The organism is Hirschia litorea, assembly GCF_042665075.1.
GTDB classification, from domain to species: domain Bacteria; phylum Pseudomonadota; class Alphaproteobacteria; order Caulobacterales; family Hyphomonadaceae; genus Hirschia; species Hirschia litorea.
Genome location: NZ_JBHTBR010000005.1, coordinates 850,124 through 876,167, shown reverse-complemented (window position 1 = coordinate 876,167; position 26,044 = coordinate 850,124). Strand labels below are relative to the sequence as shown.

Here is a 26,044-nt window from a genome sequence, read left to right as displayed (position 1 = left end):
AAAATTTCATTGCGTCCAAGTGCTTAGTGACGCAAAATAGTTAATATGAATGAACAAAACGTCCATACTCCAAGCCTAGATATTTTAGAACAAGCTGAGTTACGCCTAAACCGAGCCGTAAAATCACTGACGACAAATATCGAACGCGTTGCAGAAAGGCTTGAAGCATCAAAGCCAGCCGAAAGGGAAGCTGAAGCCCTTCGACGCGACCGCGCACGTCTGGCTTTAGACCTTGATAATGCCCGCGCACGCGAACGCGAATTGCAAATGCTAGCCGATGAAGCTTCAACGGCTTTGGGGGCCGCAATACAGGAAGTAAGGGAGGCTTTGGGAAAGGTCTAACATTGGGGAATGCAGACCGATACAAACCCAAGCCTAAAGGGGTGATCGCAAATGAGTAAAGCTGAAATAATTATCAACAAAAAACGCTACATTGTATCTTGCGAAGAAGGTCAAGAAGAACGCCTCCACGAATTGGGACGCCGTCTTGATGCCCGTGTAAGCAGCATGGCCCAAGCCATGGGAGATATCGGTGTTGAACGTCTCTTTCTTGCTTCTGCCCTCTCCCTGCTTGATGAATTAGATGACGTTGAACAAAATGCCGGTATGAAATCACTCGATGATCGTATATCCGCGATTGAGACACGTGCGGCAAAAGCACTCAATGACGCAGCAGGCCGCATTGAATCGCTTTCTGCCCATTTAGAGCGCTCGCATTAAAGCTAAAATAGTCTCGCTTTAGGACTAGGCGTTTCGTCCGGCTACATATCCCGACGACCAAGCCCATTGGAAATTATACCCGCCAAGCCAACCGGTGACATCAACAGCCTCACCGATGAAAAACAATCCGGGCACGTCTTTAGCTTCCATAGTTTTGGAGGATAAGTCATTTGTATCAATCCCCCCAATAGTCACCTCAGCAGTTCGATAACCTTCAGTGCCTACAGGTTTCAATCGCCAATGCTTAATACGTTTTGCAACCACGTCTAACTTTGCATTGGAAAGGTCAGCAATGCGAATATCAGGAAATGTTTCCTCTGATATTGTTTGTGCCAATCGAGATGGCAAAAATGTCTCAAGAATACTCGCAAGTTTTTTCTTAGGAGCCTCTTCGCGTCCTTTTTTGAGCGCAGCCAAAGCATCTACCTTGCAGGCGAGGTCCACCTCTATCTCATGACCGGGGAACCAGTAGGAGGAAGCTTGTAGCACAGCAGGACCAGACAGCCCCCTGTGGGTAAACAGAAGCGCCTCCTCAAAAGCCATTTGTCCTGTATCCACGCGCCCATTTACAGACACACCTGACAGTTCAGACATGCCCGCAAGCAGTTCACCGCCAAACATAAACGGCACCAAACCCGGTCTTGGATCAATTATATTTAGGCCAAATTGTTTTGCTAATTCATAGGCAAAAGGCGTGGCTCCCATTTTAGGAATGGACAAACCACCTGTCGCGACAATCAATGAATCACAATGCATATTGCCTGCGCTGGTCTGCACTAAAAATTCAGTATCACGCTTAGAAACTCTATGAATATCAGTGCTTAACATGATATCTACATTGTTAAACATACAATCATCCAACAACATTTGAATGATGTCATTTGCGCTTTCATCACAAAACAACTGACCCAAAGCTTTTTCGTGATAGGCAATACCCTGCTCTTCAACGCGCGCGATAAAATCATGCTGAGTATATTGTTTCAGAGCTGATTTACAAAAGTGCGGGTTCTGCGAAATAAACCGCGAGGGATGCGTATTCACATTCGTGAAATTACATCTCCCACCGCCAGAAATACGCACTTTTTCCGCTGGCTTTTTCGCATGATCAATCACGCAAACTGAACGTCCACGTTTTCCTGCTTGAATAGCACTAAACAGCCCCGCCGCACCTGCGCCAAGAACAATAATATCGTAATTTTGTGAAGACATATCAGCCTAAGAGCATGAATTCAGGCTTTCGCCAAGCCCATACTTATCCGCTAGTGCGCTTTAAGCTGCCATCACCCGCTCAACCTCATCCACCAATTCACGCAAGTGAAATGGCTTGGAGAGGACTTTTGCGCCTGCTGGCGTCGAACTTCCATTTGAAAGAGCAACAGCTGCAAAACCTGTAATGAAAACAATCTTCATTGCGGGGTCTAACTCGGCAGCTTTACGCGCAAGTTCAATCCCATCAAGACCAGGCATAACGATATCCGTAAGGAGAAGGTCAAACACTTCTTCCTGCAACGCTTCTAGCGCTGTTTCACCATCATCGTAATCCTTGACGATGTGTCCCGCTTTTTTAAGTGCATTTACGAGAAAACCACGCAGGCTGTTATCGTCTTCTGCAAGAATAATTTTTGCCATAATGTCCTGTCTCACCACACCGCTTAAAATCTACTTTAGCAAGCTTCTCATAACGGAGTAAAGTTCCAATGAACATTCAATAGCAACTTCCTTAATATCATTGATTGCCTTCTCGCCACGTCAGGGATTATATCAACATGATGCATGGAAATATTCCCAATACGATTAAAGAATTGAATACCCGCCAAATCCTTGATGATGGTGAGGATAGTTTTGCCATCTCCCATCCGCAAAACCAAACCTCCCCTATTGTGTTTGCATCACCACATTCAGGACGCGCCTATCCGCGCATATTTTTCAGTGCATGTATCGCGGACCCCATGGATTTACGCCGCGTTGAAGATGCTTATGTTGATTATCTATTCTCAGATACACCTCAATGGGGCTCCCCTTTATTAAGAGCACTTGTCGGACGTGCCTGTCTTGACTTAAACCGCGCCGCTAACGAACTAGACGCGCATATAATCGACCCACCCATCAAATCACCACGCCCCAATCGCACCCCACGTGTACAAGCTGGCTTAGGGTGCATTCCACGTATCGCATTTTCAGGTACCTCAATTTACGGACGCAAACTCACGCCCGCAGAGGTAAAAAAGCGTCTTAAAACAGTTTATACGCCCTATCACAAAGCTCTCAACTCCCTCATCGATGCTACTCGCAAAGCCTTTGGTGTCTCATTTCTGGTCGATTGCCACTCCATGCCGTCACAAAGTGAACTTGGTGCAACTTTCCCGGATATCGTGTTAGGGGACAGATTCGGGGCCGCGTGCAATTCAGATTTTACTGACCTTATAGAAAGAGCATTTTCCACACGCGGTTATTCTGTGGTCCGAAACCGCCCCTATGCAGGTGGCTATATTACCCAATCTCAAGGCCGACCAGAAAAGCAGCGCCACGCCATTCAAATAGAGATCAATAGGAAACTTTATTTGGACGAACATAATGTTATTTTGTCGTCCAATGCTGCGCACTTGAAAAAAGACATCAACGAAATTTTTGAAAACATTAGTGAATGGGCAACCTATAATGCCCCGCAAAAGCCCGCTATTGCGTGAAATCACCTATAAAAAAAAGGCCACATCCAAAGATGTGGCCAAAGTCTAAATAGGGAGGAAACGTTCCGACAATCAGAACGTCGCGGCGCGAACGCCGACAAGATCATTAAAGACTTTGGATATGCCTTTTGCAATTTCAACAGCTCTTGAACCCCAACATTTCTTCAATCTGCCCAATTGATCAGCAAAGCATTTAAGACTGCCTATCCCTTAAGCAATTTGTTCTGAGCAAATCCCCGATACTTAGTTAATTTTTTTCAACATTGCATTTTATTTAGACAATTATCCCCAACTGGCCCGCAGCTTGCTCAGTACCTCCCGACAGGTCTTTAATTGGTACGACGCCAAATCGTACCCGCATGGTCGGAGTGTATAAAATGGCAACAGATGTAGATATTTATGTAGGAAAGCGCCTTCGTCGTAGACGCCGTCTTCTGGGAATGACTCAGCAAGACCTCGCCTCCGAGATTGGGGTACGTTTCCAACAAATTCAAAAATACGAATGTGGTGCAAACCGCATTACAGCAAGCCGCCTTTTCGACCTTGCAAATGCTTTAACGGTGAATGTGAGTTATTTCTTTGATGGTCTTGCACCAGATGGAAAACAAGCAGCTGCAAATGATGGTCATGACACAATTTCAGGTGACGTGCTTTCTCAAAAGGAAACACTCGAGCTTGTGCGTGCTTATTACCGCCTAAGTGAACGCCCGCGCCGCCGTCTTCTCGACCTAGCAAAAGCGCTAGAAGAAGACAGCAACGATCAGGGCGCTGCATAACCTTATAAAAATCAATACACTCGACCTTATCTGTTGTGGGAATGGCTATAACTATTCCCACAATTTGAGTGTATTCAGATAGAAGATTGGCGAGCCGTCTTCGTGTTATTAAAACAAAGTTCAATAACTACTTGCCAAAAAGCGCAGCTCTCGGCATCTTCGCCGATATGAGCGATACCACATACACACCCGCCGAAATTCAAGAACTCACAGCCTTTGCAGAGCGTCTTGCTGATGCCGCAGGCAAAGCTATTTTGCCCTATTTTCGTGGCGAAGGCTCCTTAGCAGATAATAAGGCTCAAACTGGATTTGACCCCGTCACAATAGCCGACAAAGCAGCTGAACGCGCTATTCGTGAAATCATTGATGCTGAACGCCCAGACGATGCGATTATGGGCGAAGAATATGGCGAAAAATCAGGAACTTCCGGCTGGACTTGGTATCTTGATCCCATTGATGGCACACGTGCTTTCATCTCAGGTCTTCCAGTGTGGACTACATTGATCGGCCTTGTGCGTGATAACAAATCTATCGTCGGCGTGATTGACCAGTCTTATCTAAAAGAGCGATATGTCGGCACACCGTCCGGATCTTATATGATTGATTCTGAAGGTGAAAAGCGCAATTTGAAGACAAGACCTTGCAAGAAATTGACCGACGCTATTCTTGCCACAACTGATTATTTTATATTCACACACCCCGAACGCGGCGCTTTTGAGCACTTACGCGCAACCGCTAAATTAACGCGCTATGGATTGGATGCGTATGCGTATGCAAGAGTGGCAGCCGGTACTATGGATATGGTCGCTGAAGCAGGCTTACAGCCGTATGATGTCGCCGCGCTTATACCCGTCATAGAGAATGCTGGTGGTGTGGTCACTGACTGGTGCGGTCGTCCTGCCACTCTGGGCGGTCAGATTGTAGCAGCTGCAAACCAAGAAATTTTGGATGAAGCACTTATTTCTCTAAGGCGCTCTGCCCGTGCATTTGACTGCGGGTAAATTCTAAATTCCCGCGCGGTCAAGCATTTTATCAAACGCATTTAAAAACTGATCACGCTTTGCATCAGTCTCCATAAGCAATTCATGATTAGCGCCCGCTATTTCAATATGCTGCGCACTTTTCATCCGCTCCGCCAACAAGCGATGACTTTTATTATCCACCAATGCTTCTTTTTCAGCAGATGCGACCAGCATGGGCATAGTTAGATGATCTAGCACACCAATGCGCTTAAAGCCTTTGCATATTTTTATAACTTCCTGAACCCAGCCCCAACTTACAGACCCAAGTGCCAAATCAGAATTTTCAGCAATCAATTGCTGCTGTATGAGCCAGCGGTCTTTATCGTGGGTGACGATATTGCCCTCAAACTTTTCTTCTAAATTATGCTTAGAAACGCGAGACTCACCTCGCCCTAGAATATTCATGGCCCCAATCACAGGATAGGTCAGCTTTGATATCTTCAATCCCCATAAAGGCGCACTAAAGGCAGCGGCCTCAACCTCAATAACTTGTTGACGTAGGGCTTCGAGCGCAATTGCACCGCCCATAGAATGCGCCAACACACATAAAGGCCCAACAATCTTGTCTTCTATCGCGTTTAACCCAAGGCGCAACGCATGAACATATGTATCAAAGTGATCTATATATCCCGTAAGACGATCAGACGTTGGCCGATAGGATAAGCCCTGCCCCGGCCAATCAAACACAACCACGCAAAAGCCTCTCGCCTGCAGGTCACGCGCGACTTCAAAATATTTTTCGATAAATTCTGAACGCCCTGGACACACAATCACTGTGCCCCTTGATTGCTTAAAGCGGGAACTTGCACGCGCATACATTCCCCGCATCACATTGCGTTCTGCATCTTGAAAGTGGAAAATCTCAGCAAACTCTGGAGCTGGGTTATTCGCAATTACGACAAAATCACTCAAGAACCTTCGCCTCCACTTCAAACTGAACACGCATACTATGGCACGCATTCCTAAAAGTTTTACTACAGCATAAAAATACCCCCGATACAGCACGCATCGAGGGTATCCTTAAATTCACTTCACAAACGAATGCTTAGGTCATGCTTGAAAAGAGACCTTGAAGTTTCATAGCCACGCCCATGTCACCAGCAACTTTTAGCTTGCCTTGCATGAATGCCATCATTGGATCCATCTGACCTTGTGCCAATTTTTTGAAATCTTCAAAATCAACAGAAATCGTTGCGTCTGCGTCTCCATCATCATTTGATACAGAGTTGCTTGCACCATCAATGAAAAGCTTGCCTTCATCACCAAAGTCAAATTTCACTTTGTCATCAAAATCGGTACCTGAGGAAACAACTTCAGAAATCTTGGCCGTAATTTCATTCAAATCCATAATCGTACAATCCTTCCTCGAACCGAGGTTTATAATAGGTTATGTGGAACCATCACTTAAACATTGCAGTGACAGTATCTCAACTGGATACTTAACCGATTTACCATAGGAAAGGGAAACCCCTTTTTCACTAGAATCTCAGTGTAGAGCCTATTCGGTAACCTGTTCCAGAATCCGAATACGCAAATAAAGTAGTGTTTCCTTTTTTCGTTTCACTGACAGTAGAATTCCCATCTGTTAAAAACTTGGCTTTCATACCCGTTGAAAATGACGCTAAAGAAAATCGAGATGATACCATCGGCGTGGTCGCGTCTCCATCTGCATTCACGGATTCCATAGGCTCATCATCCACCATCGCCTCCTGAACCTCTGCCTCAGCAGACGCCTCCAGCGCCAACACCAGCCACTGATCAACAGCAGACCGCGTGGCTTCCAGACTGGCAGCAGACAGGTCTAAAAACACACTATTGCCATCAGAATCGACGGCCAGAAACACTGGACCTGCCGTATCACTCAGCCCATATTCTGCTTTAATCGCTGCCGCACGGTCATAATCATAAGACTGACGCAACGCATCACAGCTGGAAAAATCGGCTGGTTGGTCTTTCAACAACCAGTATGTGACAAAGAAGTCTTGATCCGGAGAATCGATCACTGCGTCTGAATAAGTCCGCAATTCTTTTGTGTAAGCATCACAAATGACAGCATTTTTTAATTCTTCTCCTCTGTCGAACAGCACAAGGCCAATCGGCAATTCTCCTTTATTGGGCTTAAAATCCCGATCCGAGCTTAGAAAATCAGTCACAATTTCCAGAGAAACAGCATCATCAAAGGCTGGCTCACCTTCGGCTCTGTCTGGAAAATCCATCACAGGAGGCGGCAATGGAAGAGGCGCTGGAGCAGGCGCTGCTGGAGGTGGTGGAGCCGGCGACGGTGGAGGCGGAGATCCCACCCCATCATTTTGCGAACACCCAACCATGACCAGACAAAGTCCAGCCAAAAAAAGTTTAATCGCTTGCGACATAAAACTACCCTCCCACTACAGCTAATTATAAGCCATCCACGAACAACCGCCTAAACTTTTAGGCGGCTGTTCCACATGGGAGTGTATTAAACCCTATTCTTGGGCAGTTGTCTCTGGTTTGATAAATTTAAGTGTCATGCGGTCAGATTCTCCAATCGCAGCGTATTTTGCTGAATCAAAGTCTGGTGACGCTTCTTCTCCGCGCGGCGCACTTCGGCTTACTGGCGGCAAGGTCCAAACACCAAAAGGGTGATCTGCTGTATCTGCAGGATTCGCGTTTATTTCTGAACTTCCCGCAAACTCAAATCCAGCTTCTTCAGCAAACTGACGAACCAATGCTTCTTTCACATATCCGCTGCTACCTGTTGGGTCTTGTTCTCCAGCAGACGGCAAACGGTGCTCAACAACACCCAAAACACCGCCTGGTTTCAATGCTTTATAAGCATCTTTGAACATTTTATCAGCGTATGAATTGCTCATCCAATTATGCACGTTACGGAATGTAAGAACGACATCCGCACTACCTTCTGGAGCAATTCCATCAGAATCTTTTGATGCGACAGTAAGCTCAATGTCCCCATAAACTTCCGGTTTTGAAAGGAATGCAGCTGTGTATTTCTCAATTCCTGCTTTCGCGTAATCAGAAGATGCTGGATCAAAAGAAGCAGCAATCAACTTACCACCGCCAGCTTTCAAATAAGGGCCAAGAACAGCTGTATACCAACCACCACCTGGCCAAATTTCAACAACTGTATCGCTTGGCTCCACACCAAAAAACTCTAAAGTTTCAGCTGGGTGACGCCAAACGTCTCTTTCTGGAGAGATACGCCAATCACCTGCTAACGCGACTTCCATCGGGCTTTTTTCAACAACAACTTCCGTCGGCGTTTCAACAGTCTCTACTGGCGCAACCGCCTCTTCTTTTACGGGTGCATTTGCCTCAGGCTCACACGCCATTAGTGCAAAAACAGCAGCTCCACTTAGAACTATATTTTTCAAAGTCATGTCAGTTTTTCTCCACCTGAAATCATTTTTTTGACATTAACCAATTTGTTTCCCTTGAACACCCCATTCATGCTTCCTAACTTTAATCCAGAGACGCCGATGACGGGTCTCTCGAGGGAAGCGATGGACATTAGTCGCGCTGAACTTGAAATTTAAAATTGCATATCCGGATACAATCGACACCCGGAATGCGCTTGTTGCTTGAAAGAGGACAGATATGAGTACGATTGATTTAACGCCCCTATACCGCACAATGGTTGGCTTTGACCGTATGGCAAACCTAATCAATACGGCACAACGCCTAGACGGTGCACAGGGCTATCCCCCTTATAACATTGAACAATTAGACGAAAACGAGTTCGCAATCGAGATTGCTGTCGCTGGTTTCTCTGAAGATGATTTAGAGATAGAAATCAAAGAAGGCCAACTGACTGTTGTCGGTAAAAAGGCTGGACCTGACACATCTTCCGATGAGAACGAACGCAATTTCCTACACCGTGGAATAGCAGAACGTGGTTTCGTGCGACGTTTCCAAGTCGCCGATCACGTTATCGTGACTAAGGCAGATTTAAAGCATGGAATGCTGAGAATTGACCTCGTGCGCGAGCTACCTGAAGCTATGAAACCACGCAAAATTGCGATTGGCTCAAGCCAGTCCACTCAGAACACCCCATCTGAGACTGCGTCCATAGAAGACAGCTCGTCTGAAACAAAAAAAATTGGCGCTGCGTAACAGACGTCAATTTTAGAACAAGATTTATAAGCGGATAGAGATTTCATCCGCTTATATTAATCCCTGAACTCCTCCCCCGATTCAGGTAAGCGATGCCACACTCCTCCCCCTCCCGAGGATATTATGTGGCGTCGCTTTTTGTTGTTCAAAATAGGTTAGAACATGCTCGATATTTTTTGAGGAATATCTTCAATCAAGCGATTTAATATCCCTGGGAAAAGCAGCATTGTCACAAGCATCCCGCCAATTGCACCGCCAAGGTGAGCTTCATGCCCAATTTTCGATGCTTCATTGCCGGAGGCGAATGCAGAATAAGCTATAAAAGCAATTCCAAAAACGACAGCGGGCATAGGCAGGATCATAAACAAATAGATCATCGAGAATGGCTCAAACAAGCAATATGAAATCAACGCCCCAGAAACGGCCCCTGACGCACCGACCGCCGAATAATCCGCCGTTTTATGATTTTCAATTACAGCCCAAACGCCACCCGCAATAAGCGAAACGAAATACACAAGCAGATACCCGACAGGGCCAAGTAATCTTATTTCCAGATAAGGGCCAAAGAAAAATAACGTCAGCATGTTGAGCAACAAATGCCCGGGAGACACATGCAAAAATCCGGACGTTAGTATTCGATACCATTCGCCCTTTTGCAGAATAGGGCCAACTTGAAGCTTATAATCATTGAACAATTTTGCATTGGAGAGTGCGATCATCGAAAATGCCACATTCGCTGCAAGAATAGCCAATGTGATCGGCGCATGAAGCAAAACTTCGATCATCGCATTCCCCTAAATTATCAGCCTAATTACGCCTTGGGCGCCTCATCTTGCGTCTCTGAATTTGCTTCAACAGGTGTTGCTTCTTCAGTGTTTGCAGGTGCCTCTTCAGTTGTAGGCGTTGATGCCTCTACAGCCTTTTCACTTTTGTTGACGTCTGGAGTTGGCGCTTCAGCCTCTGGCGCAGCAACCTCCTCAACTTTTACGTCTGCTTCTGGCGCTGAAGGCGTTTCGGCTTTGACATCATCAGCCACTTCCGGTGCAGCAGGAGTTTCAGTTGGAGTATCTACCCCCTCCGCAACGACCGCGACAGCTGCAACGGCTTCTGCATCATCAGCACCAGTTTTATTGTGTCTGTTGGGGCGACGACGTCCACGGCGACGACCGCGCCCGCCATTTTCATCATCACGATCACGTTTAGGACGCTCAGGACGACGTAAGAATGCTCCTATGCCCAACTCATCCACGAGTGTAACCAAAGCTTCTTCATCATCGCGGCCAGAGAATTTACGGCGAACATCCTTAAACGAACGTGCAGCTGAACGAAGTGGCGCGTGTGTTACTTCCTCTTTACCCAAAGTCACAGTCACCTCATCTTGACGCGATAACGATGCTTCAAGGTTAGCAGCAGCCCACGGCAAGAAAGTAACCCCGATTTCTTTTTTAAATATAGGGCCCAACGTGGCCATTAAATCTTCTAAGGGTTCGAAAGGACCGTTTGGCTTGGGATCGTCCATAAACTCACACCAAGCTTTGACAAATGGTCCGTCTTTTTCAATGATTTTTGCTGGTGTTGGATCTTTCATCAATTGCGTTAATTGCGCAGCAAGACCAAAATCAGCAATGGATGGACGACCACCAAATATATAAAGGTGTTTTTCAAGGTGCGCGTTTAATAACTTCACAAAACGCTTGAAGCTTTTTTCAACGACACTTCCCATTTCTGCATTCAAACCCATGCTTGGGAATAGAGTCGCCATCCGCTCAATGGAATCTTGGATCAATTCTTTACGGTTTTCAGGCTTTTCTTCGCCAACGAAATACTCATCAAGCGCACGTGCTGCAGCTTCTTTTTGATCTTTCTTACGTCCCCAACGATATTGCATCACAGCTTTTGACAGCCATAAATCCGCATAATCTTCCATCACTGCCGCAAGGAAAGCGCTGATTGCATCTTCTGGGATTGTTTCTGGTGTAGGACTATCAGCTTCAAGCGCTTCAATCGTCGGCGTTGTGTCATGTACAGCAAATCCACCCGCTGTCACAAGAACAGGCAAAGTTGAAAAACGCGACACTTCTTTCAGTGTGCTTTCTGTTTCAGATGTCCGCGCAAGCCACTCATGCGGCAAACCTTTATAGCGCATATAGCTACGTAGTTTAATTGAAAAGGCGGACGTTTCCGCGCCAAAGAGACGATAAGACGCGCTCATATGATTACACTCCTGAAAATCGAGCCGGAAGCTACGCTGTCGCGCTCCTTGATGCAACCCGCTTGACTTAGCCATATCACAATAAGGACGCAATTATCACGTCCAACAGCTTTAAATCTCGTTCAAAACATTGCAACACTGCATATTCATGGCGCTCAACAAGCGCTTTTTCATAAATAAGCTTCCGTAATATTGGGATTGAACCGCCGACATGACAGCGCCAAACGCATCAAATTTCCTTGTTTTCGCTGATAAAATGTTCGCGCCCTCTGAGAGCTTTATCCATCGCGCCTATACAAGCTTCTCTCGCCTTAACCCCATATATATCGGCCACGAAATACGTGGCCCTGCTCCAGATGGAGTGGAATATATAAAACTGAGAGATTACCATGGCTGGGCAGGCGAGACCGGATTTAAGCAATTTGGCATAGTATCAAAAAAACTGCTGAAGCGCCTTGAGCAAGAAGAGCCAAAACTTATCCACGCACACTTTGGCAAATCTGGTGCTTATGCCCTTCCCCTCGCCAAAGCGCTGAACATACCTCTGGTGGTGACCTATCATGGCGGCGATGCAACGAAGCATGCCAACACCAAAAATAGTTTTCTACGTGTCTATAACCGCCGCCGCCAAAATGTTTGGGATAACGCAGCACTCATTCTACCATGTTCAGAATTTATTGGACGCGAGTTAGAAGCAAAAGGATGCCCCACCTCCAAAATGCAGGTGCATCGCAACACAGCAGACCCAAACCGCTTTTATCCTGGTGAAAAAGAAAACATCCTACTTTTTGCTGGCCGATGGATTGAGAAAAAAGGCATTGATACGCTCATCAAAGCGCTAGCGCGCGTCACCCCCCAACTTGAAGGTTGGACAATCCGACTATTAGGCGAAGGGCCACTAAAAGAGCAACTTGTGCAAATGCTTCATGACGCAGGCATAAATGCACAGCTGCCGGGCTGGATACCTGCCGATGACATGCCCAAGGAATTTGCACGCACATCTATCGTATGCATCCCCTCAAAACGGGCGACCTCTGGAGATGCTGAAGGCTTGCCGATGGTATGTATTGAAGCCCAACTTGCAGCTTGCTCTGTTCTTGCCACCCGCCATGCTGGTATTCCCGAATGCATCATCGATGGTGAAACTGGTTTCTTGGTGGATGAGGATGATCACGTCGCTCTTGCAGAAAAACTCTCAATATTGCTAGCCGCCCCCGAACAAACAATAAAAATGGGCAGAGCTGGCCAACTTCATGCAAAAACAAATTTTGACCTAAACATTCAATCAAAAGCACTTGAAGAAAAACTTCTTAATTTAATCTAGCGTACAGTTAACTCAAGTAAACCAAGAAACAGACAAATCAAAAAGAAACATCCCCAAGTTGCACGCCTTAAAACTCACATCTACGCTTAACCTATATTTCACTTATATTCAGTATCTAGGCACACACTGAGTTAAATGGGGTATGTGTGAACTCAGGTGATTGACACTGAGGGGTGTATCCAAATGCTGACATCGTCTAGCAACAAAGACAATCAAGCGAAAATTCATGCGCTGAACCAGTCATTAGCTGTAATTGAATTCAATACGGATGGAATCATCCTAGCGGCAAATGAAAACTTTCTTCAAACCGTTGGCTACAAATTGAGCGATATACAAGGCCAACACCACGCCATGTTTGTTACGGCTAACGACAAAGCCTCAAGTGAATATGCTGAATTCTGGAGAGATTTGGGCAAGGGCATATTTAAATCGGCTGAATTTAAACGTATTGGCGTCAACGGCAAAGAAATTTGGATTCAAGCCACTTACAACCCTATTCTCAACAAAAAAGGCCAAGTGTACAAAGTTGTAAAATTTGCAACCGACATCACAGAGCGCAAACTTGTTGACGCTAAAATGCGCGCCCAAATTGAGGCAATCAACAGATCCCAAGCGGTTATCGAATTCAAACCTGATGGCACTATTGTTGAAGCAAACGAAAACTTTTTAAACGCTTTAGGCTATCAACTTGCTGAGATTAAAGACAAACACCACTCTATGTTTGTAAACGAGGCCGAAAAAGTCAGTAAAGAATACACTCAATTTTGGGAGAGCCTTCGAGACGGCAAATTTCAGCAGGCTGAATACTGCCGGATTAGAAAAAACGGCGACCCCATCTGGATTCAGGCAACTTACAATCCTGTCCTCGACTTAAATGGCAAAGTTGTACGTGTCGTTAAGTTTGCAACTGACATCACGAATATGGTCAATGAACGCCATAAACGCGGACAATTGCAAATCAAAATCGATGCAGACCTAGATACAATTGCACAAAGTGTTGCTGAGTCAGCATATCAATCCAACAGCGTTGCAAGCGCCTCAGAAGAAGCGACAGCTTCGGTTCAAGCCATGGCTGCCGGCGCAGAAGAATTATCGGCATCTGCCGTTGCGATTGCATCCCAGCTTTCAAAAGCGACAGAGGCAACACGCGAAGCAGTCACAACTGCAAAAGCTACAAATAGCGTCGTATCAGGCCTAACTGAATCTGCTCGCAAGATTTCCGAAGTTATCCGCCTTATTAGTGACATTGCTGAACAAACAAATTTATTGGCACTAAATGCAACAATTGAAGCAGCACGTGCTGGGGAGGCTGGAAAAGGGTTTGCAGTCGTTGCCTCTGAAGTCAAAGGACTAGCTGATCAATCAGCAAAAGCCTCAGAAGAAATCTCCGCTCAGATTTCTCATGTTCAGAATGTATCTGGTCAAGCAGCCGATGCAATATCGACGATTAGTCGTCTCATTGAAGAAATAAACGATGTCTCCACCGCTGTTTCTACGGCTGTAGAAGAGCAATCAAGTGTCACATCAGAAATTACGCATTCCATGCACGGTGTGGCAGAGAGCATTGAGTCAATCAATGGCTCGATTAAAGACATAGCTTCAACCAGTCGTGAGATTGAAGAAGCAACCAACACTGTCAGACAGACTTCCGCTCAATTTGCTGCTTAGCCATTTAAAGAGTAAGATAAACACAAATATAAACGGGTTCCTCATAGCAGCGAGGAACCCGTTTTTTTATAATTGCAAAATGGTAGAAGGCCTCAATCTAAGCGGCTGTAACACCCTTTAGGAACGCATTTACGCGATCTTCCATGTCACGCGCACGTTTTGTCAGGTCTTCAGCGACATTCTCAACTTGTATGGCAGACTGGTTTGTGTTCTGCGCCACTTCAGTTACTGATTTGGTGTTCTCAGCCACCTCTTCAGTACCTTCAGCTGCAAACTGTGCGTTACGGCTAATTTCATTCGTTGCAGCGCCCTGCTCTTCGACCGCAGCTGAGATTGCCGACATCGTAGAAGACACCGTGTCCATTGATTTTGTAATTTGCTCTATTGAAATCACAGTTTCGTCTGTTGAACCTTGGATCATTCCAATCTGCGATGAAATTTCTTGTGTTGCACGGGCAGTTTGATCCGCTAATTGCTTCACCTCAGATGCAACAACAGCAAAACCTTTACCGGCCTCCCCTGCGCGCGCTGCTTCAATCGTTGCATTCAGAGCCAGTAAATTCGTTTGCTCGGCAATATCAGCAATCAGACTAACCACATCACCAATCTTAGCCACAGCTTCAGCTAATTGCCGCATCTTCCCATTCGCCTCAGCTGTTTGCTCAGCGGTTTGGAAAATCGTTTCATTGTTAGATTGTACATTCACCAAAATCTCAGCCACAGACGAAGACAATTGTTCTGCTGCAGAGGCTACAGTCTGCACATTTGAAGATGTTTCATTTGAAACGCTATTGGCACGCGAAGAGCGATTATCCGTTTCAGTCGCCAAAGATCTCAAAGATTGTGATGATAACTTCAACTCTTCTGCATGCTTAGACATTTCAGCAAAATCAACAACTGACTGTGTTTGGAAGCTTCGCACAAGTTCATCAATTATATCACGGCGTTTAACTGTCTCAGCTTCTGCTTTTTGGTTTTTCACCTCCAAGACTGCGCGTTCAGCCAATCCATCTCTAAATGCCACAACAGCTTTGGCCATTGGTCCAATTTCATCGCGTCGCTCTGTTCCGACAACTTTAATATCTGTATTTCCAGCGAGAAGGGATTGCATACTCTCACTGAGTGCATTGATGGGGCCAACGACTTGTTTAACTGTTCTCCATCCCTGAAACCCAATGATGGCACAAGCCAGAACTAACAATAAACCCGCTTGAGAATAGAGCATAACAAGCGCATCTCTTAAATCCACGGCATGAATACTCGTCGTGACCACCATGTCCCACTTGGGAAAATACTCAACATAACCAGTTTTCATGTGTATTTCGTCGCGATGTTCGTCTTTCGCTTCGTAATAAACAATACCGCCACCCTCTAGTGCTTTATTTACCCATTTTTCAGCAACGAGTTCACCCTTAGAGTTTCTAAAATCGCCTACATATTGCCCGTTATATTCTGGGTGAGTTGGATGCATAACGATTTCATGTTTTGAGTTCGCGATAAATACATACTCACGCTCTCTAAAACGTATTGACTCAATCGCTCTCAGCGCGGCCGCTTTCGCGTCTTCTTCACGTGCATCGCCGTTTTCAAAACGCGCATACTGCATGTCTAAAATGCTAATCGAAGCATCCACAACACTCTGAAGCTGCGTGTGCACCTGCTTCTCTGCCATGCGATAACTTTGCCATGATAGGATGAAGACAGTTAGTGTAAGCCCAATCAAAGACATAAGCACGATCGAGAACACACGACCTTTAATTGAATACATCGTTTTACATCCCTTGTAATTCCATTTCACTACAATCTAAACGCGCACAGCTAAATAATGGATTAATATTAACCATGACCATATTAATACTTAAGTATGAGAAATAACGAATTGAAATGAGGCCGTTGCAGCGCTCACAACTTGCAAAAGCCATTGTGCTTTTGATCTCACGCGCCTCTTCAAACTGACTCAATAATACGTCAGGGGTCGCCAAACGCGTTTCTTTGCTGTATGTCGCGCAAAATTGATGTTGCGTACCGTTTCGCGCATCTACGTATTTATTTCTCCCCGGAAGACGCTACATGACCGCCGAACAAACTACTTCGATGCGCAACATTGCCATTATCGCTCACGTTGACCACGGAAAAACAACACTCGTTGACTGTCTTCTAAAACAGTCCGGTGTATTCCGTGAAAACCAAGCCACATCCGAGCGGATGATGGACTCAAACGATCTAGAGCGTGAGCGCGGGATTACAATCCTCGCGAAAAACACCTCTGTTGTTTGGAAAAACACACGCATTAACATCGTGGACACCCCAGGACACGCCGACTTCGGTGGTGAGGTTGAGCGTATCCTTCACATGGTGGATGGATGTATCGTGCTTGTGGATGCAGCCGAAGGCCCAATGCCACAAACTAAATTCGTGGTATCAAAAGCGCTTAAAGTTGGCTTGAAACCAATCGTTGCGATCAACAAAATTGATAAGCCAGAGCGTCGTCCTGATGGCGTGATTGATGAAGTGTTCGACCTGTTCGCAAGCCTTGATGCGACTGACGAACAACTCGATTTTAAAGTTCTGTACGGATCCGCTAAAAACGGCTGGATGGCGACAGACTATAATGAGCCAACTGAAGACATGGCCGCATTGTTCGACATGGTTATTGACCATGTGCCAGAGCCAAAGACAGAAGAAGGCCCGTTCCGTCTTCTTGCCACAACCATTTCAGCTGATAACTTCCTTGGCCGCGTGCTAACAGGACGCATCGCTTCTGGAACTGTGAAACCAAACCAAACAATTAAAGCCCTTTCACGTGATGGGACTTTGATTGAACAATTCCGTGTCTCTAAAGTGTTGGCTTTCCGTGGTCTTGAGCGCTCTCCTATCGACGAAGGTGTCGCGGGAGATATCGTTTCTATCACTGGTATGAGCAAAGCTACTGTTGCGGATACATTGTGTGATCCTGCCGTATCTGAGCCTATCCAAGCGCAGCCGATTGATCCACCAACAATCACGATGACATTCCGGGTGAATGACTCACCGTTCGCAGGGACAGAGGGTACAAAAGTAACCTCGCGTATGATCTGGGATCGTCTTGAAAAAGAAGCTGAAGGTAACGTTGCCCTTAAAGTTGAGCGTGCGGCTGAAGGGGATGCATTTGAAGTATCTGGACGTGGTGAGCTTTTGCTCTCCGTGTTGATCGAAACTATGCGCCGCGAAGGCTTCGAATTGGGTGTATCTCGTCCGAAAGTGGTTTTCAAAGAAGACGAAAACGGCAACAAGCTTGAACCTATCGAAGAAGTTGTGATCGATGTGGATGACGAGCACTCAGGTATCGTTGTTCAAAAAATGAACGAGCGTAAAGCTGAGATGACAGACATGCGTCCATCCGGTGGTGGTCGTACGCGTTTGGTATTCTACGCACCCTCACGTGGTCTAATCGGTTATCAAGGTGAATTGCTTTCTGATACTCGCGGTACTGCAACAATGAACCGTATCTTCCACGAATACGCACCACACAAAGGTGCTATCGTTGGGCGTCACACAGGTGTGTTGATTTCAAACGGTACTGGTGAATCTGTTGCATTCGCGCTGTGGAACCTAGAAGACCGCGGCCCAATGATGATTGGTTCTGGTGTGAAAGTTTATGAGGGTATGATTATCGGTGAGCACACACGCGATAACGACCTTGAAGTGAACTGTCTCAAAGGTAAGAAGCTTACAAACATGCGTGCATCTGGTTCAGATGAAGCGGTTCGCCTCACCACTCCAATGGCAATGACTTTGGAAAAATCTCTTGCATACATCCAAGACGATGAATTGGTTGAAGTGACACCACAAAACATCCGTCTACGTAAAGTTTGGCTAGACCCGAACGACCGTAAACGTAACCGCAACAAAAGCTAGGCTTCGCGGTATATAGAAATAAAAGCCCCGTCAGATCACTCTGGCGGGGCTTTTTATTTTAGATCGGATGTTAAAAATAGGAATCATAGCCCCTCTTCACATCAACTCAGTTTCATATTCATCACGACTTCGCAGCCGTTTTCGCCATACCAGAGTGGCATGATTTTTTGGCTCAACAGCTTAAAACCAGATCGCTCATATAGCGTCATGGACGGCGTAAGCTGATCAATCGTTTCCAGATAAATCTCGTCAAACCCAGTCTCTTTGGCGTGCGCCAATACCGCATCCAAAAGCTTCCGACCAATGCCATTGCCCCGCGCTTCATCTAAAACAACAACCCAGCGCAGTTGCGCCCGCTCTCCCCTGTCAACAAGGGCAGCGCACCCCACTGTTTGCTCATCCAATTCCGCAAACCAGATGCGAGTACGATCATTTTCATCTTGAGAACGCGCTTTAAGATTAGCCTCGCTTAGCGTTTCAAGCACATAGGCATCAAATGGTGCTCCAAAGCGCGGGCCAAGATTTGCATATCCTTTTGTATGCAAATCAGCGATGCGTTCGACATCACCGTCACGAAAATCCGATCTAATACATAACATGTTATACGTCTCCATTATGTGTCGGATATCAGATCATGTCTTTCGCATCAAGGGGCAATATAATACCAATTTGCTGCCCTATATCAGCCCAAATTGGGCATAAACATGCAGATATGAAAGCCTTCAGCCTCGCTCTTTTGTATATCGCCCTATCCTTCTCTGCCGCAGCACAGAGTGATCACCCCCCGTTGTCTAATGAAGATTTTGCAAACCAGCTCTCATCTGCCGCCATAACGCGCACACAATTTGAGGTCCGTTACGATCCCGCTTATGTGCGTCTTGCCTATCCCAATGGAGATGTCGCACCCGATAAAGGCGTTTGCAGCGATGTTGTGATCCGCAGCTTACGAACATTCGGTATAGATCTACAAAAAAACATCCACGAAGATATGGTCGCCAATTTCAACGCCTATCCGAAACGCTGGGGCATGAGTCGCACAGACCGCAATATCGACCACCGCCGCGTACCCAATATCGAAACCTATTTTACGCGCATTGGGGCTCGCATTGAGATCAGCCAAACCGCCGAGGAATACCGCGCTGGTGATATTGTGGCGTGGAATCTCAGCGGACATGGGCGCGGATGGATGCCCCATATAGGCATAGTCACCGATCAAAAATCAGAGGATGGCACACCCCTCATTGTGCACAATATCGGCGCGGGTCCACAACTGGAAAACGTCCTATTTAGCTGGCCACAAACTGGACACTACCGCCTATCACCATCCCTGTTTGAATGAGCCAATATTTCATGTGCATTTTATCACGCGCAAGTGAGTTGAGAATGTCTCTCATTCATGTGACATTACCCAGATAATTCCTCGCACCCCATTTTTATTCGGAGGCTTTCTATGAGACAATCTACCCGCACACTTTTCACCGCCCTCGCCCTTGGCGCAGCCAGCTTTAGCATCACTGCCCCGGCCTTCGCGCACTGTGAAATTCCATGTGGCATTTACGATGATGAAGCCAAGTTTGACGAATTAGACCTGGACGTAAAAACCATCAAACGCTCCATCGAAGGTATCGCTGAATCTAAATCCATGCACGACACAGCGCGTTGGGTCACCAACAAAGAGAACCATGCGCAAAAAATCCAAGATGCGATGGCCGTCTATTTCCTAGCGCAGCGTATCAAAGTGCCAGCTGCGGATGCAAAAGCTAAAGATATTGAAAACTACGCAACCTCTCTAAAATTGGCGCACGAAATTATCGTGGCTGCAATGAAAACCAAACAGACTTCCGACCAAGCAAAAGCGGATGCACTTCAAGCTGCAATCACAGCCTATCGTGAACATTATTTCGCTCTCCACGGCCACAAGCACTAGGCTCATACACACAGTGAGGCGAGCAGGCGGCACACACGCTGCCTGCATCCTCTTTGCATACGCATACCTGCGCCTCACCATGATGCTTGCAGACCAGCAACTTCATTGCGCCAGAAAAAAGTTATCCCGCTATCGCTTAACCGTAGATTGTTACGCATGACTGGGCTAACTTACCCCTATTCTGCTCAGAGGGGACAATTATGAGACGCTTTTCTTCGATCGCATTTATCGGCGCAATCGCACTTGTCGGATGCTCCTCAAAAGCACCCGCCTCACTTGAAAGCGCGTTAAAAAGCGACGATGCATCAATATCTTACCTTGAAACACTGCATAAACGCACCCCTAAATCAGCATTAGCAGATACAGCCACTTGGAATGCGATCAGCACGCAAGACAACAGTTTATTTGTTATCAGCTATGAAAGCTTAAGTCCTGAAAGCAAAGGCCAAATTGCACATAATTTAAAAATCGCCTTTGCCGCTTATCCCGATATTGGCCTGCAAGCCGAAACTGCCAAAATCTGGGGAATGGACACAAACGCAATCACAAACTTGCGTGAAAACAAACCCACAAAAATTGCAGAGCGTATTGATTTAACAAATGTATCTTACTTTGGCTTCAAAGAGTGGATGGAAGATTTCACGACCCAAGCCAATGACCTGTCTATCGAAAAATTTTCCGAAATTCTCGATGAGAACAATGAAATCAAAGACTTAGAAGCACAGTTAAATACACAAATTGACATTGAAAAATATGATTTCAATTATGGCCGCATAACAATTGACGGTCTCCACTGGAGCGGTCTCGCACCCGCCATCTCTGCCAAGGCCGATGAAGACGAAAGCACCACTAAAATATGGGATGCGATATCAGGCTATGCACGCTGGTCTCGCGCTTTCAATATTGATGCCCTGCTCACCAAAGACACTAAGGGTGAATTTATAATGCGCCAAAATGTGGCAGGCGCGGACGACATGACCCAAGATATCGATATGAAATTCGACATCCCCTTCGTCGGTTTACTGGGATATAACCAAGGCGATACGGCTTTCATCACGTACAAAGATATCGACATGCAAATGACTCAAGACATGAAGTCTGATGAAAACGGCATGGACATCTCAATGGATCAAGGCGGCACGACCGGCCTTCTCACCGTACGCGACTTCAAGGTTTCAAATCTATTTTCACATCTTGCAAACCGTGAACTTCCACCCACCAGCGCAACAAATCTCCTTAGTTTAGGAAAATGGCATGGCGAAGACATGCACAGCCGCATGAGTGGTGACACGATTAGCGTAAGCGAGAGCTTCGATATAGATTTGACTCATTTTCATTGGCTAATCCCAACAAAAATGTCCTTTAACGCCCCCGACACGACATATGATATTTCTTCGTTTTTAAATATCTTCAGTGACATGATTTCCTCAATGGCACCCCAAGATATGGACGCCAAAGAATTTGACGACATGAACACTTTCTTTGAGGGTATTGATGGCGTCTTAGGTGAGCATGATTTGGAAAATCTAAGTTTTGCCGGCAATTTCTCCTATGATTGGAACCCTGAAACGGGAAAGTTCGACCTAAACTTAGACTATAATTTCAAAGAGTTACTCGGTTTTGACATTGAATTTAATGGCTTTATTGGTGATTTTACCTCATTTGAAACCGCCTACAAAACTGACGAAAACCTTCGTGGCGACACATTTACAAAATTACTCTCCGAAAAGGTTGGTTTAGATCACGCCCATTATTCCATCACAGACCATGGTGTAGGTTTGGATAAAATATTTGGTCTGGTAATAGATATCGCCAAGCTGGTCCCTGAAGATAAAGCAGGTCAAATGGCGATGTTGCAAAATACAGATGCACCTAATTTACGCCTTATGGCCTCTAGCATGGTGCGCATGGGCGGTATGGCCGGAAAAGAGCAATTTCCTCAGGCTGTTACATGGTCCAATCTTGCAGCTGATTTCCTCCAAAAAGGCGGAGAGTTCAAATTTGCTATTGATCCCGACACCACACTCAACCAAAAGTCAGTGGATGAAGCCAAGGCCAATGGTGTCGAAAAACCGGAAGATATCATCAACTTTATCGGCGTTGCTGTCACCCACACAGCACCCGCCGAATAAATTCTATTGATGCCCAAGGCGTAATTGAATCATTTCAAATGCGCCTTGGAATTCTCCCTCCTGCTAAAGCACTTTATGTCCTACCAACTTGCTCTTGCCCTTATCGCCTTTGGAATTGTGTCATCCATAACGCCGGGGCCAAATAATCTCATGCTTATGGCATCGGGCGCTAATTTTGGTTTCCGACCCACTATTCCGCATATGCTTGGCGTCGCGCTAGGTTTTGTATTTATGCTGTTTTTAGTTGGCATCGGGCTTGTAAAAGTCTTTGAACTTTTCCCTGCATCCTTCACCGCTCTAAAAGTTATTAGCTCGCTATATTTGCTTTACCTTGCGTGGAAGATTGCCAATGCTGCCCCTCTAAAAACCCATCGTGAAGACGAGCACGACGGGAGTAATGCAAAGCCTTTCACATTCTTGCAGGCAGCTGCTTTTCAATGGGTAAACCCCAAAGCTTGGACGATGGGAACAACAGCGATTGCTGCTTACACGTTGAAAGACAATCCATCCTTGGGCGTTCTAATTATCTGCACCGTATTCCTGATTGTGAACCTACCCTGTATCGCAATCTGGACTTTCGCAGGCACAAAGATCAGCCAATTTCTCAATAGCCCTAGCAAGACCCGCGCATTCAACATCACAGCAGCGATTTTGTTGATTGCGTCCCTCTATCCGGCTTGGTTTGGCCATTAGACTTCACTCTAATGGCCACCATTGGCTAGGAGTTCTCTTTATCTTCCTTGTTGCGTCGCCCTAACACAACAACACGTTTTCCTTCACGTTCCGCCTTATTGATGCGGTTCTCAAATTGCGCAGTCATACTTTCTGGCCCTACCCACTCAGAACTCAAACCAGAAGGCGCAAACCGTGACGAAGAAACTTGAATATCTTCCTTGGGAACGATTTCAAAACCAAGTTGATTCAACAGCACAAGGAAGCCAACACCTGTAAAAGCTGCTGTCGTGACAATACGCACGATGAATTTCATAACCATGCCGCGAAATGCCACCACAGCCGCCGCACTCGTCGCGCCGCCACCAAGGCCCGCCGCAGATGCAATTCCAGCAAGATCCCCGCCCTCACCGAAAACATTATTCAGCATTTCCAAAATCTGTTCCATGGTGAACTCCCACCCTTAAAAACAAAACACAGCGCTACCGACGCCCTTAATTTATATCTACACCTTATACAGGGGGATAACTTTAGTTAACAGGGCAAACTGCATTGAGTCTCCAAACCACTTATCAGCAGGTTTAGTTTGTATCCCAGCTAGTGTTTTCCTGGCGGTTTACCGTCTCTGTCTGAACCCACAGCTTCAAAACGAGGCGGACTTGATTTATCCTCTTGTAGAACCCACGCCAACACATACGCAATCGCAATTGTTCCGCCAATTAGACCTATTATCTTTAGATATTTCATGTAGATACTTGCCCCCTCGCAGCTGAAATGATTTTTCTTTTCATACGCATCTAATATGACGAATCTACAGGAATCCATATGTCTTCTGCAGCAATGAACCGCCCTTTAGTCTTAATTACAGGCGCTTCGGCGGGAATTGGTGCAGCGCTTGCCCGTATTTATGCAGAAAACCAGTATGATCTCCTCCTCATAGCACGCAGAGAAGAGCGTCTTGCCGCGCTCGCCACTGAGCTTGAGGCGCAATATAATATCACGGCCCACACCATAGCATCAGACCTTTCTAAGCCACACGCTATAGATGAAATCATTACCTTCCTCGACGCTCAAAACCGTCATGTAGATGTACTCATCAACAATGCCGGATTTGGCCTTGCTCCAGAATTCACCAACACGCAATGGGCTGAACAAGCTAACTATTTACGTTTAATGCTGGAAGCACCATGCGAACTCACCCATAAGCTGCTTCCGGCTATGCGAAAACGTGGCAAAGGAAGCATTATCAATATGGCGTCCATGGCAGGGTATGCCCCCGGTGGTCGCGGTCATACTTTATACGCTGCGACCAAAGCAGCCCTGATAAAGTTTTCTCAATCTTTGCATCAAGAAAACAAAAAGTATGGCCTGAATATCGTGGCGGTATGCCCAGGTCTGACCTACTCAGAATTTCATGATGTGAATGGTCAGCGCGAAAAGCTCGCCAATTTCCCAAAGTACATGTGGCAGACATCAGAGCAGGTTGCAAAAGCAACATTCAGAGCCGGACAGAGACAAAATCCAGTTTATGTTCCGGGGCTTTTCAACCAGACCCTCTACATACTGAACAAACTCCTACCGGAGACGCTCTCCATGCGGCTACTAAGCGTGCGCCACAGCCAACTCTAGGGCATAGCAAAGCACAAGCTGACACCCAGCACGCCCATAACAGCCACCTAGCACACCGCTATTTTAACGGCGTTTACGCACCACATATCCACGGTGACGCGGTGTGTAAGTTGAGTGACCAGAATACATCACAGACGCACCAGAACGCACCATTGGATATTGCACACTTAAAAACCCACCACGGCTACCGCTCCAATTGCTAGATACTCCCGCACCTACACCGCCAGTCATGTTTCCATCCATCTGGATCTGTTGCGATCCATGAGTGTGGTGCCCATCACAATGGCAATCATGGTGATGTGAAGACGTCTGCCGTCTTTCAACAATAGGCTGCGACGCCATAGGAGCAACACTCCCCTGATAGGTACCCGCTTCGTGATATATAGGCTCAACAGATTGCGTATAAGCTGGCATCTCTCCAGCTAAAACCACACGCCCGGTGGACACAAATTGACCTGAACACACCTCTGTATCCGCATGCCCACATGCAGATGAATAAATTTTAGTGCCCGCCGCGCTGGGGTTCGCATAATGCACAACTGGCCCAGCTTGTGTGTGTGAATGCCCAGAATAATTTTGTACATTCAGTGGACTAGGCTTTGGCGTATACACGGTCGGTGCGTTCACACCATCAGCATAGGCCGATAGACTTACACAACTCATCGCTAGTGCAACGACAATACCTGAACCCGCCAATGACTTAACCATATGAACACCCAAAAATTTACAACTCTTAATGGGAGGTTAACTCATATATACAAATTGATGCAATCATTCGCGCCAGCGGGGCGAGTAAATTTATTGCAATTCACCCGTTAAACATCGCCGCTAAAACCATAGCAATATTAGTCATTCTTACTTGCATCAAAAATCGTAAGTGATGCCCTTGCGTTCCCAATCACCATAACGTGTTGGCTCTTCACCTTCGGGCCCATTCCATTCCTCAACCGATTTTTTCTGCGCATCTGCGGCGATTTCTGCTTCTCGGCGTTCAGCAGCTTCCATCAATGCGCGCTTAGCAGCATCGGACAGCACTTTGCCTGAAGCTGCACCTGGAATGTCAGCATTTGAGGGGCCCAAATCCGTTAAATTTGGATCTAATGATACGTTTTCATTTTTTTCTGTCATGAAACCTAGATAATTTTTAAAATTATTTAGTCCAGTTCTTTTTAAAGTTGGAATTCATTAACCTTCATGAGTGACAACTTAACACGACCAATCAAATTAAACCCAAAGCTGCGTTAAACCGCAACTTGATCACTCGGGAG

At 46.2% G+C, this 26,044-nt stretch carries 28 protein-coding genes; 14 read left to right on the top strand and 14 right to left on the bottom strand.

Going from position 1 to position 26,044, the window contains the following annotated elements:
- Positions 1 to 45: 45 nt before the first annotated feature.
- Together ACFQS8_RS12760 and ACFQS8_RS12755 are read left to right on the top strand one after the other, a co-directional pair.
- Positions 46 to 342: a DUF4164 family protein gene (locus ACFQS8_RS12760; RefSeq protein WP_382167965.1), complete on the top strand. Its 297-nt coding sequence runs from the start codon at positions 46 to 48 to the stop codon at positions 340 to 342.
- Positions 343 to 393: 51 nt separating this feature from the next.
- Positions 394 to 720, top strand: coding sequence for a cell division protein ZapA (locus ACFQS8_RS12755; RefSeq protein ID WP_382167963.1), 327 nt, complete (start codon positions 394 to 396; stop codon positions 718 to 720).
- A gap of 24 nt (positions 721 to 744) precedes the next feature.
- Here ACFQS8_RS12755 and ACFQS8_RS12750 read toward each other — a convergent pair whose 3' ends face one another.
- Together ACFQS8_RS12750 and cpdR are read right to left on the bottom strand one after the other, a co-directional pair.
- On the bottom strand, positions 745 to 1,929 hold the full coding sequence (locus tag ACFQS8_RS12750) for a BaiN/RdsA family NAD(P)/FAD-dependent oxidoreductase (protein ID WP_382167961.1): 1,185 nt from the start codon (positions 1,927 to 1,929) through the stop codon (positions 745 to 747).
- 60 nt (positions 1,930 to 1,989) lie between these two features.
- Positions 1,990 to 2,352, bottom strand: a complete 363-nt coding sequence (gene cpdR / locus ACFQS8_RS12745) for a cell cycle two-component system response regulator CpdR (protein ID WP_382168629.1) — start codon at positions 2,350 to 2,352, stop codon at positions 1,990 to 1,992.
- A 134-nt stretch (positions 2,353 to 2,486) separates the two neighbouring features.
- On the opposite strand from cpdR, the gene ACFQS8_RS12740 reads away from it, so the two are divergent.
- From ACFQS8_RS12740 to hisN, 3 genes are all read left to right on the top strand, one after another.
- Positions 2,487 to 3,407 carry an N-formylglutamate amidohydrolase gene (locus tag ACFQS8_RS12740; protein WP_382167959.1) on the top strand — a complete coding sequence of 307 codons (921 nt, stop codon included), beginning with the start codon at positions 2,487 to 2,489 and terminating at the stop codon, positions 3,405 to 3,407.
- A gap of 377 nt (positions 3,408 to 3,784) precedes the next feature.
- Positions 3,785 to 4,183, top strand: coding sequence for a helix-turn-helix domain-containing protein (locus tag ACFQS8_RS12735; RefSeq protein WP_382167957.1), 399 nt, complete (start codon positions 3,785 to 3,787; stop codon positions 4,181 to 4,183).
- 167 nt (positions 4,184 to 4,350) lie between these two features.
- Complete coding sequence (gene hisN / locus ACFQS8_RS12730; RefSeq protein WP_382167955.1) at positions 4,351 to 5,184, top strand: histidinol-phosphatase; 834 nt, start codon at positions 4,351 to 4,353, stop codon at positions 5,182 to 5,184.
- Between the two features lie 3 nt (positions 5,185 to 5,187).
- Here hisN and ACFQS8_RS12725 read toward each other — a convergent pair whose 3' ends face one another.
- The 4 genes from ACFQS8_RS12725 to ACFQS8_RS12710 all read right to left on the bottom strand — a co-directional run bounded on the left by ACFQS8_RS12725 (position 5,188) and on the right by ACFQS8_RS12710 (position 8,582).
- Positions 5,188 to 6,117, bottom strand: coding sequence for an alpha/beta hydrolase (locus tag ACFQS8_RS12725; RefSeq protein ID WP_382167953.1), 930 nt, complete (start codon positions 6,115 to 6,117; stop codon positions 5,188 to 5,190).
- A 133-nt stretch (positions 6,118 to 6,250) separates the two neighbouring features.
- Positions 6,251 to 6,553: an SCP2 sterol-binding domain-containing protein gene (locus ACFQS8_RS12720; RefSeq protein ID WP_382167951.1), complete on the bottom strand. Its 303-nt coding sequence runs from the start codon at positions 6,551 to 6,553 to the stop codon at positions 6,251 to 6,253.
- A 130-nt stretch (positions 6,554 to 6,683) separates the two neighbouring features.
- Positions 6,684 to 7,577 carry a hypothetical protein gene (locus ACFQS8_RS12715; RefSeq protein ID WP_382167949.1) on the bottom strand — a complete coding sequence of 298 codons (894 nt, stop codon included), beginning with the start codon at positions 7,575 to 7,577 and terminating at the stop codon, positions 6,684 to 6,686.
- A 93-nt stretch (positions 7,578 to 7,670) separates the two neighbouring features.
- Positions 7,671 to 8,582 (bottom strand): class I SAM-dependent methyltransferase, encoded by a 912-nt coding sequence (locus tag ACFQS8_RS12710; protein ID WP_382167947.1) that lies wholly within the window; start codon positions 8,580 to 8,582, stop codon positions 7,671 to 7,673.
- A gap of 217 nt (positions 8,583 to 8,799) precedes the next feature.
- Between ACFQS8_RS12710 and ACFQS8_RS12705 the strand changes: the two genes are divergently transcribed.
- Positions 8,800 to 9,315, top strand: a complete 516-nt coding sequence (locus ACFQS8_RS12705; RefSeq protein ID WP_382167945.1) for an Hsp20 family protein — start codon at positions 8,800 to 8,802, stop codon at positions 9,313 to 9,315.
- A 155-nt stretch (positions 9,316 to 9,470) separates the two neighbouring features.
- On the opposite strand, the gene ACFQS8_RS12700 is transcribed toward ACFQS8_RS12705, so the two are convergent.
- Both ACFQS8_RS12700 and ACFQS8_RS12695 read right to left on the bottom strand, forming a co-directional pair.
- A complete protein-coding gene (locus ACFQS8_RS12700; protein ID WP_382167943.1) occupies positions 9,471 to 10,100 on the bottom strand; it encodes a rhomboid family intramembrane serine protease in 630 nt (209 codons plus the stop codon).
- 26 nt (positions 10,101 to 10,126) lie between these two features.
- A complete protein-coding gene (locus tag ACFQS8_RS12695; RefSeq protein WP_382167941.1) occupies positions 10,127 to 11,527 on the bottom strand; it encodes a glutathione S-transferase family protein in 1,401 nt (466 codons plus the stop codon).
- A 211-nt stretch (positions 11,528 to 11,738) separates the two neighbouring features.
- Here ACFQS8_RS12695 and ACFQS8_RS12690 point away from each other — a divergent pair, with 211 nt between their 5' ends.
- Both ACFQS8_RS12690 and ACFQS8_RS12685 read left to right on the top strand, forming a co-directional pair.
- Positions 11,739 to 12,851: a glycosyltransferase gene (locus ACFQS8_RS12690; RefSeq protein ID WP_382167939.1), complete on the top strand. Its 1,113-nt coding sequence runs from the start codon at positions 11,739 to 11,741 to the stop codon at positions 12,849 to 12,851.
- 183 nt (positions 12,852 to 13,034) lie between these two features.
- Positions 13,035 to 14,519 (top strand): methyl-accepting chemotaxis protein, encoded by a 1,485-nt coding sequence (locus tag ACFQS8_RS12685; RefSeq protein WP_382167937.1) that lies wholly within the window; start codon positions 13,035 to 13,037, stop codon positions 14,517 to 14,519.
- 97 nt (positions 14,520 to 14,616) lie between these two features.
- On the opposite strand, the gene ACFQS8_RS12680 is transcribed toward ACFQS8_RS12685, so the two are convergent.
- Positions 14,617 to 16,287, bottom strand: a complete 1,671-nt coding sequence (locus tag ACFQS8_RS12680) for a methyl-accepting chemotaxis protein (RefSeq protein ID WP_382167935.1) — start codon at positions 16,285 to 16,287, stop codon at positions 14,617 to 14,619.
- Between the two features lie 302 nt (positions 16,288 to 16,589).
- Here ACFQS8_RS12680 and typA point away from each other — a divergent pair, with 302 nt between their 5' ends.
- Entirely contained in the window at positions 16,590 to 18,416 is a 1,827-nt protein-coding gene (gene typA, locus ACFQS8_RS12675) for a translational GTPase TypA (RefSeq protein WP_382167933.1), read from the top strand.
- A 101-nt stretch (positions 18,417 to 18,517) separates the two neighbouring features.
- On the opposite strand, the gene ACFQS8_RS12670 is transcribed toward typA, so the two are convergent.
- The gene (locus ACFQS8_RS12670; protein WP_382167931.1) at positions 18,518 to 19,015 is read right to left on the bottom strand and encodes a GNAT family N-acetyltransferase; all 498 of its coding nucleotides are present in this window, start codon (positions 19,013 to 19,015) and stop codon (positions 18,518 to 18,520) included.
- A 35-nt stretch (positions 19,016 to 19,050) separates the two neighbouring features.
- On the opposite strand from ACFQS8_RS12670, the gene ACFQS8_RS12665 reads away from it, so the two are divergent.
- The 4 genes from ACFQS8_RS12665 (at position 19,051) to ACFQS8_RS12650 (ending at position 23,168) form a co-directional block, all read left to right on the top strand.
- Positions 19,051 to 19,755: a DUF1287 domain-containing protein gene (locus tag ACFQS8_RS12665; protein ID WP_382167929.1), complete on the top strand. Its 705-nt coding sequence runs from the start codon at positions 19,051 to 19,053 to the stop codon at positions 19,753 to 19,755.
- Positions 19,756 to 19,866: 111 nt separating this feature from the next.
- Entirely contained in the window at positions 19,867 to 20,343 is a 477-nt protein-coding gene (locus ACFQS8_RS12660) for a superoxide dismutase [Ni] (protein ID WP_382167927.1), read from the top strand.
- Between the two features lie 200 nt (positions 20,344 to 20,543).
- Positions 20,544 to 22,475 (top strand): hypothetical protein, encoded by a 1,932-nt coding sequence (locus ACFQS8_RS12655; RefSeq protein ID WP_382167925.1) that lies wholly within the window; start codon positions 20,544 to 20,546, stop codon positions 22,473 to 22,475.
- Positions 22,476 to 22,550: 75 nt separating this feature from the next.
- Entirely contained in the window at positions 22,551 to 23,168 is a 618-nt protein-coding gene (locus ACFQS8_RS12650) for a LysE family translocator (protein ID WP_382167923.1), read from the top strand.
- 25 nt (positions 23,169 to 23,193) lie between these two features.
- Here ACFQS8_RS12650 and ACFQS8_RS12645 read toward each other — a convergent pair whose 3' ends face one another.
- A complete protein-coding gene (locus ACFQS8_RS12645) occupies positions 23,194 to 23,595 on the bottom strand; it encodes a hypothetical protein (RefSeq protein ID WP_382167921.1) in 402 nt (133 codons plus the stop codon).
- 149 nt (positions 23,596 to 23,744) lie between these two features.
- Positions 23,745 to 23,894: a hypothetical protein gene (locus ACFQS8_RS12640; RefSeq protein ID WP_382167919.1), complete on the bottom strand. Its 150-nt coding sequence runs from the start codon at positions 23,892 to 23,894 to the stop codon at positions 23,745 to 23,747.
- 78 nt (positions 23,895 to 23,972) lie between these two features.
- Between ACFQS8_RS12640 and ACFQS8_RS12635 the strand changes: the two genes are divergently transcribed.
- Positions 23,973 to 24,776, top strand: coding sequence for an SDR family NAD(P)-dependent oxidoreductase (locus tag ACFQS8_RS12635; protein WP_382167917.1), 804 nt, complete (start codon positions 23,973 to 23,975; stop codon positions 24,774 to 24,776).
- 63 nt (positions 24,777 to 24,839) lie between these two features.
- On the opposite strand, the gene ACFQS8_RS12630 is transcribed toward ACFQS8_RS12635, so the two are convergent.
- Entirely contained in the window at positions 24,840 to 25,484 is a 645-nt protein-coding gene (locus tag ACFQS8_RS12630) for a hypothetical protein (RefSeq protein WP_382167916.1), read from the bottom strand.
- A gap of 156 nt (positions 25,485 to 25,640) precedes the next feature.
- Positions 25,641 to 25,904, bottom strand: coding sequence for a DUF1674 domain-containing protein (locus ACFQS8_RS12625; RefSeq protein WP_382167914.1), 264 nt, complete (start codon positions 25,902 to 25,904; stop codon positions 25,641 to 25,643).
- Positions 25,905 to 26,044 lie beyond the last annotated feature (140 nt).

Bases quoted from the DNA above. Each gene is read 5' to 3' on its own strand.
- ACFQS8_RS12635 (WP_382167917.1), top strand. From the start codon at position 23,973: ATGTCTTCTGCAGCAATGAACCGCCCTTTAGTCTTAATTACAGGCGCT.
- ACFQS8_RS12650 (WP_382167923.1), top strand. From the start codon at position 22,551: ATGTCCTACCAACTTGCTCTTGCCCTTATCGCCTTTGGAATTGTGTCA.
- ACFQS8_RS12680 (WP_382167935.1), bottom strand. From the start codon at position 16,287: ATGTATTCAATTAAAGGTCGTGTGTTCTCGATCGTGCTTATGTCTTTG.
- ACFQS8_RS12670 (WP_382167931.1), bottom strand. From the start codon at position 19,015: ATGTTATGTATTAGATCGGATTTTCGTGACGGTGATGTCGAACGCATC.
- ACFQS8_RS12695 (WP_382167941.1), bottom strand. From the start codon at position 11,527: ATGAGCGCGTCTTATCGTCTCTTTGGCGCGGAAACGTCCGCCTTTTCA.
- ACFQS8_RS12690 (WP_382167939.1), top strand. From the start codon at position 11,739: ATGACAGCGCCAAACGCATCAAATTTCCTTGTTTTCGCTGATAAAATG.
- ACFQS8_RS12750 (WP_382167961.1), bottom strand. From the start codon at position 1,929: ATGTCTTCACAAAATTACGATATTATTGTTCTTGGCGCAGGTGCGGCG.
- ACFQS8_RS12760 (WP_382167965.1), top strand. From the start codon at position 46: ATGAATGAACAAAACGTCCATACTCCAAGCCTAGATATTTTAGAACAA.
- ACFQS8_RS12685 (WP_382167937.1), top strand. From the start codon at position 13,035: ATGCTGACATCGTCTAGCAACAAAGACAATCAAGCGAAAATTCATGCG.
- hisN (WP_382167955.1), top strand. From the start codon at position 4,351: ATGAGCGATACCACATACACACCCGCCGAAATTCAAGAACTCACAGCC.
- ACFQS8_RS12735 (WP_382167957.1), top strand. From the start codon at position 3,785: ATGGCAACAGATGTAGATATTTATGTAGGAAAGCGCCTTCGTCGTAGA.
- ACFQS8_RS12630 (WP_382167916.1), bottom strand. From the start codon at position 25,484: ATGGTTAAGTCATTGGCGGGTTCAGGTATTGTCGTTGCACTAGCGATG.
- ACFQS8_RS12710 (WP_382167947.1), bottom strand. From the start codon at position 8,582: ATGACTTTGAAAAATATAGTTCTAAGTGGAGCTGCTGTTTTTGCACTA.
- typA (WP_382167933.1), top strand. From the start codon at position 16,590: ATGACCGCCGAACAAACTACTTCGATGCGCAACATTGCCATTATCGCT.
- ACFQS8_RS12740 (WP_382167959.1), top strand. From the start codon at position 2,487: ATGATGCATGGAAATATTCCCAATACGATTAAAGAATTGAATACCCGC.
- ACFQS8_RS12645 (WP_382167921.1), bottom strand. From the start codon at position 23,595: ATGGAACAGATTTTGGAAATGCTGAATAATGTTTTCGGTGAGGGCGGG.
- ACFQS8_RS12640 (WP_382167919.1), bottom strand. From the start codon at position 23,894: ATGAAATATCTAAAGATAATAGGTCTAATTGGCGGAACAATTGCGATT.
- ACFQS8_RS12755 (WP_382167963.1), top strand. From the start codon at position 394: ATGAGTAAAGCTGAAATAATTATCAACAAAAAACGCTACATTGTATCT.
- ACFQS8_RS12705 (WP_382167945.1), top strand. From the start codon at position 8,800: ATGAGTACGATTGATTTAACGCCCCTATACCGCACAATGGTTGGCTTT.
- ACFQS8_RS12665 (WP_382167929.1), top strand. From the start codon at position 19,051: ATGTCTTTCGCATCAAGGGGCAATATAATACCAATTTGCTGCCCTATA.
- ACFQS8_RS12715 (WP_382167949.1), bottom strand. From the start codon at position 7,577: ATGTCGCAAGCGATTAAACTTTTTTTGGCTGGACTTTGTCTGGTCATG.
- ACFQS8_RS12625 (WP_382167914.1), bottom strand. From the start codon at position 25,904: ATGACAGAAAAAAATGAAAACGTATCATTAGATCCAAATTTAACGGAT.
- ACFQS8_RS12660 (WP_382167927.1), top strand. From the start codon at position 19,867: ATGAGACAATCTACCCGCACACTTTTCACCGCCCTCGCCCTTGGCGCA.
- ACFQS8_RS12655 (WP_382167925.1), top strand. From the start codon at position 20,544: ATGAGACGCTTTTCTTCGATCGCATTTATCGGCGCAATCGCACTTGTC.
- ACFQS8_RS12720 (WP_382167951.1), bottom strand. From the start codon at position 6,553: ATGGATTTGAATGAAATTACGGCCAAGATTTCTGAAGTTGTTTCCTCA.
- ACFQS8_RS12700 (WP_382167943.1), bottom strand. From the start codon at position 10,100: ATGATCGAAGTTTTGCTTCATGCGCCGATCACATTGGCTATTCTTGCA.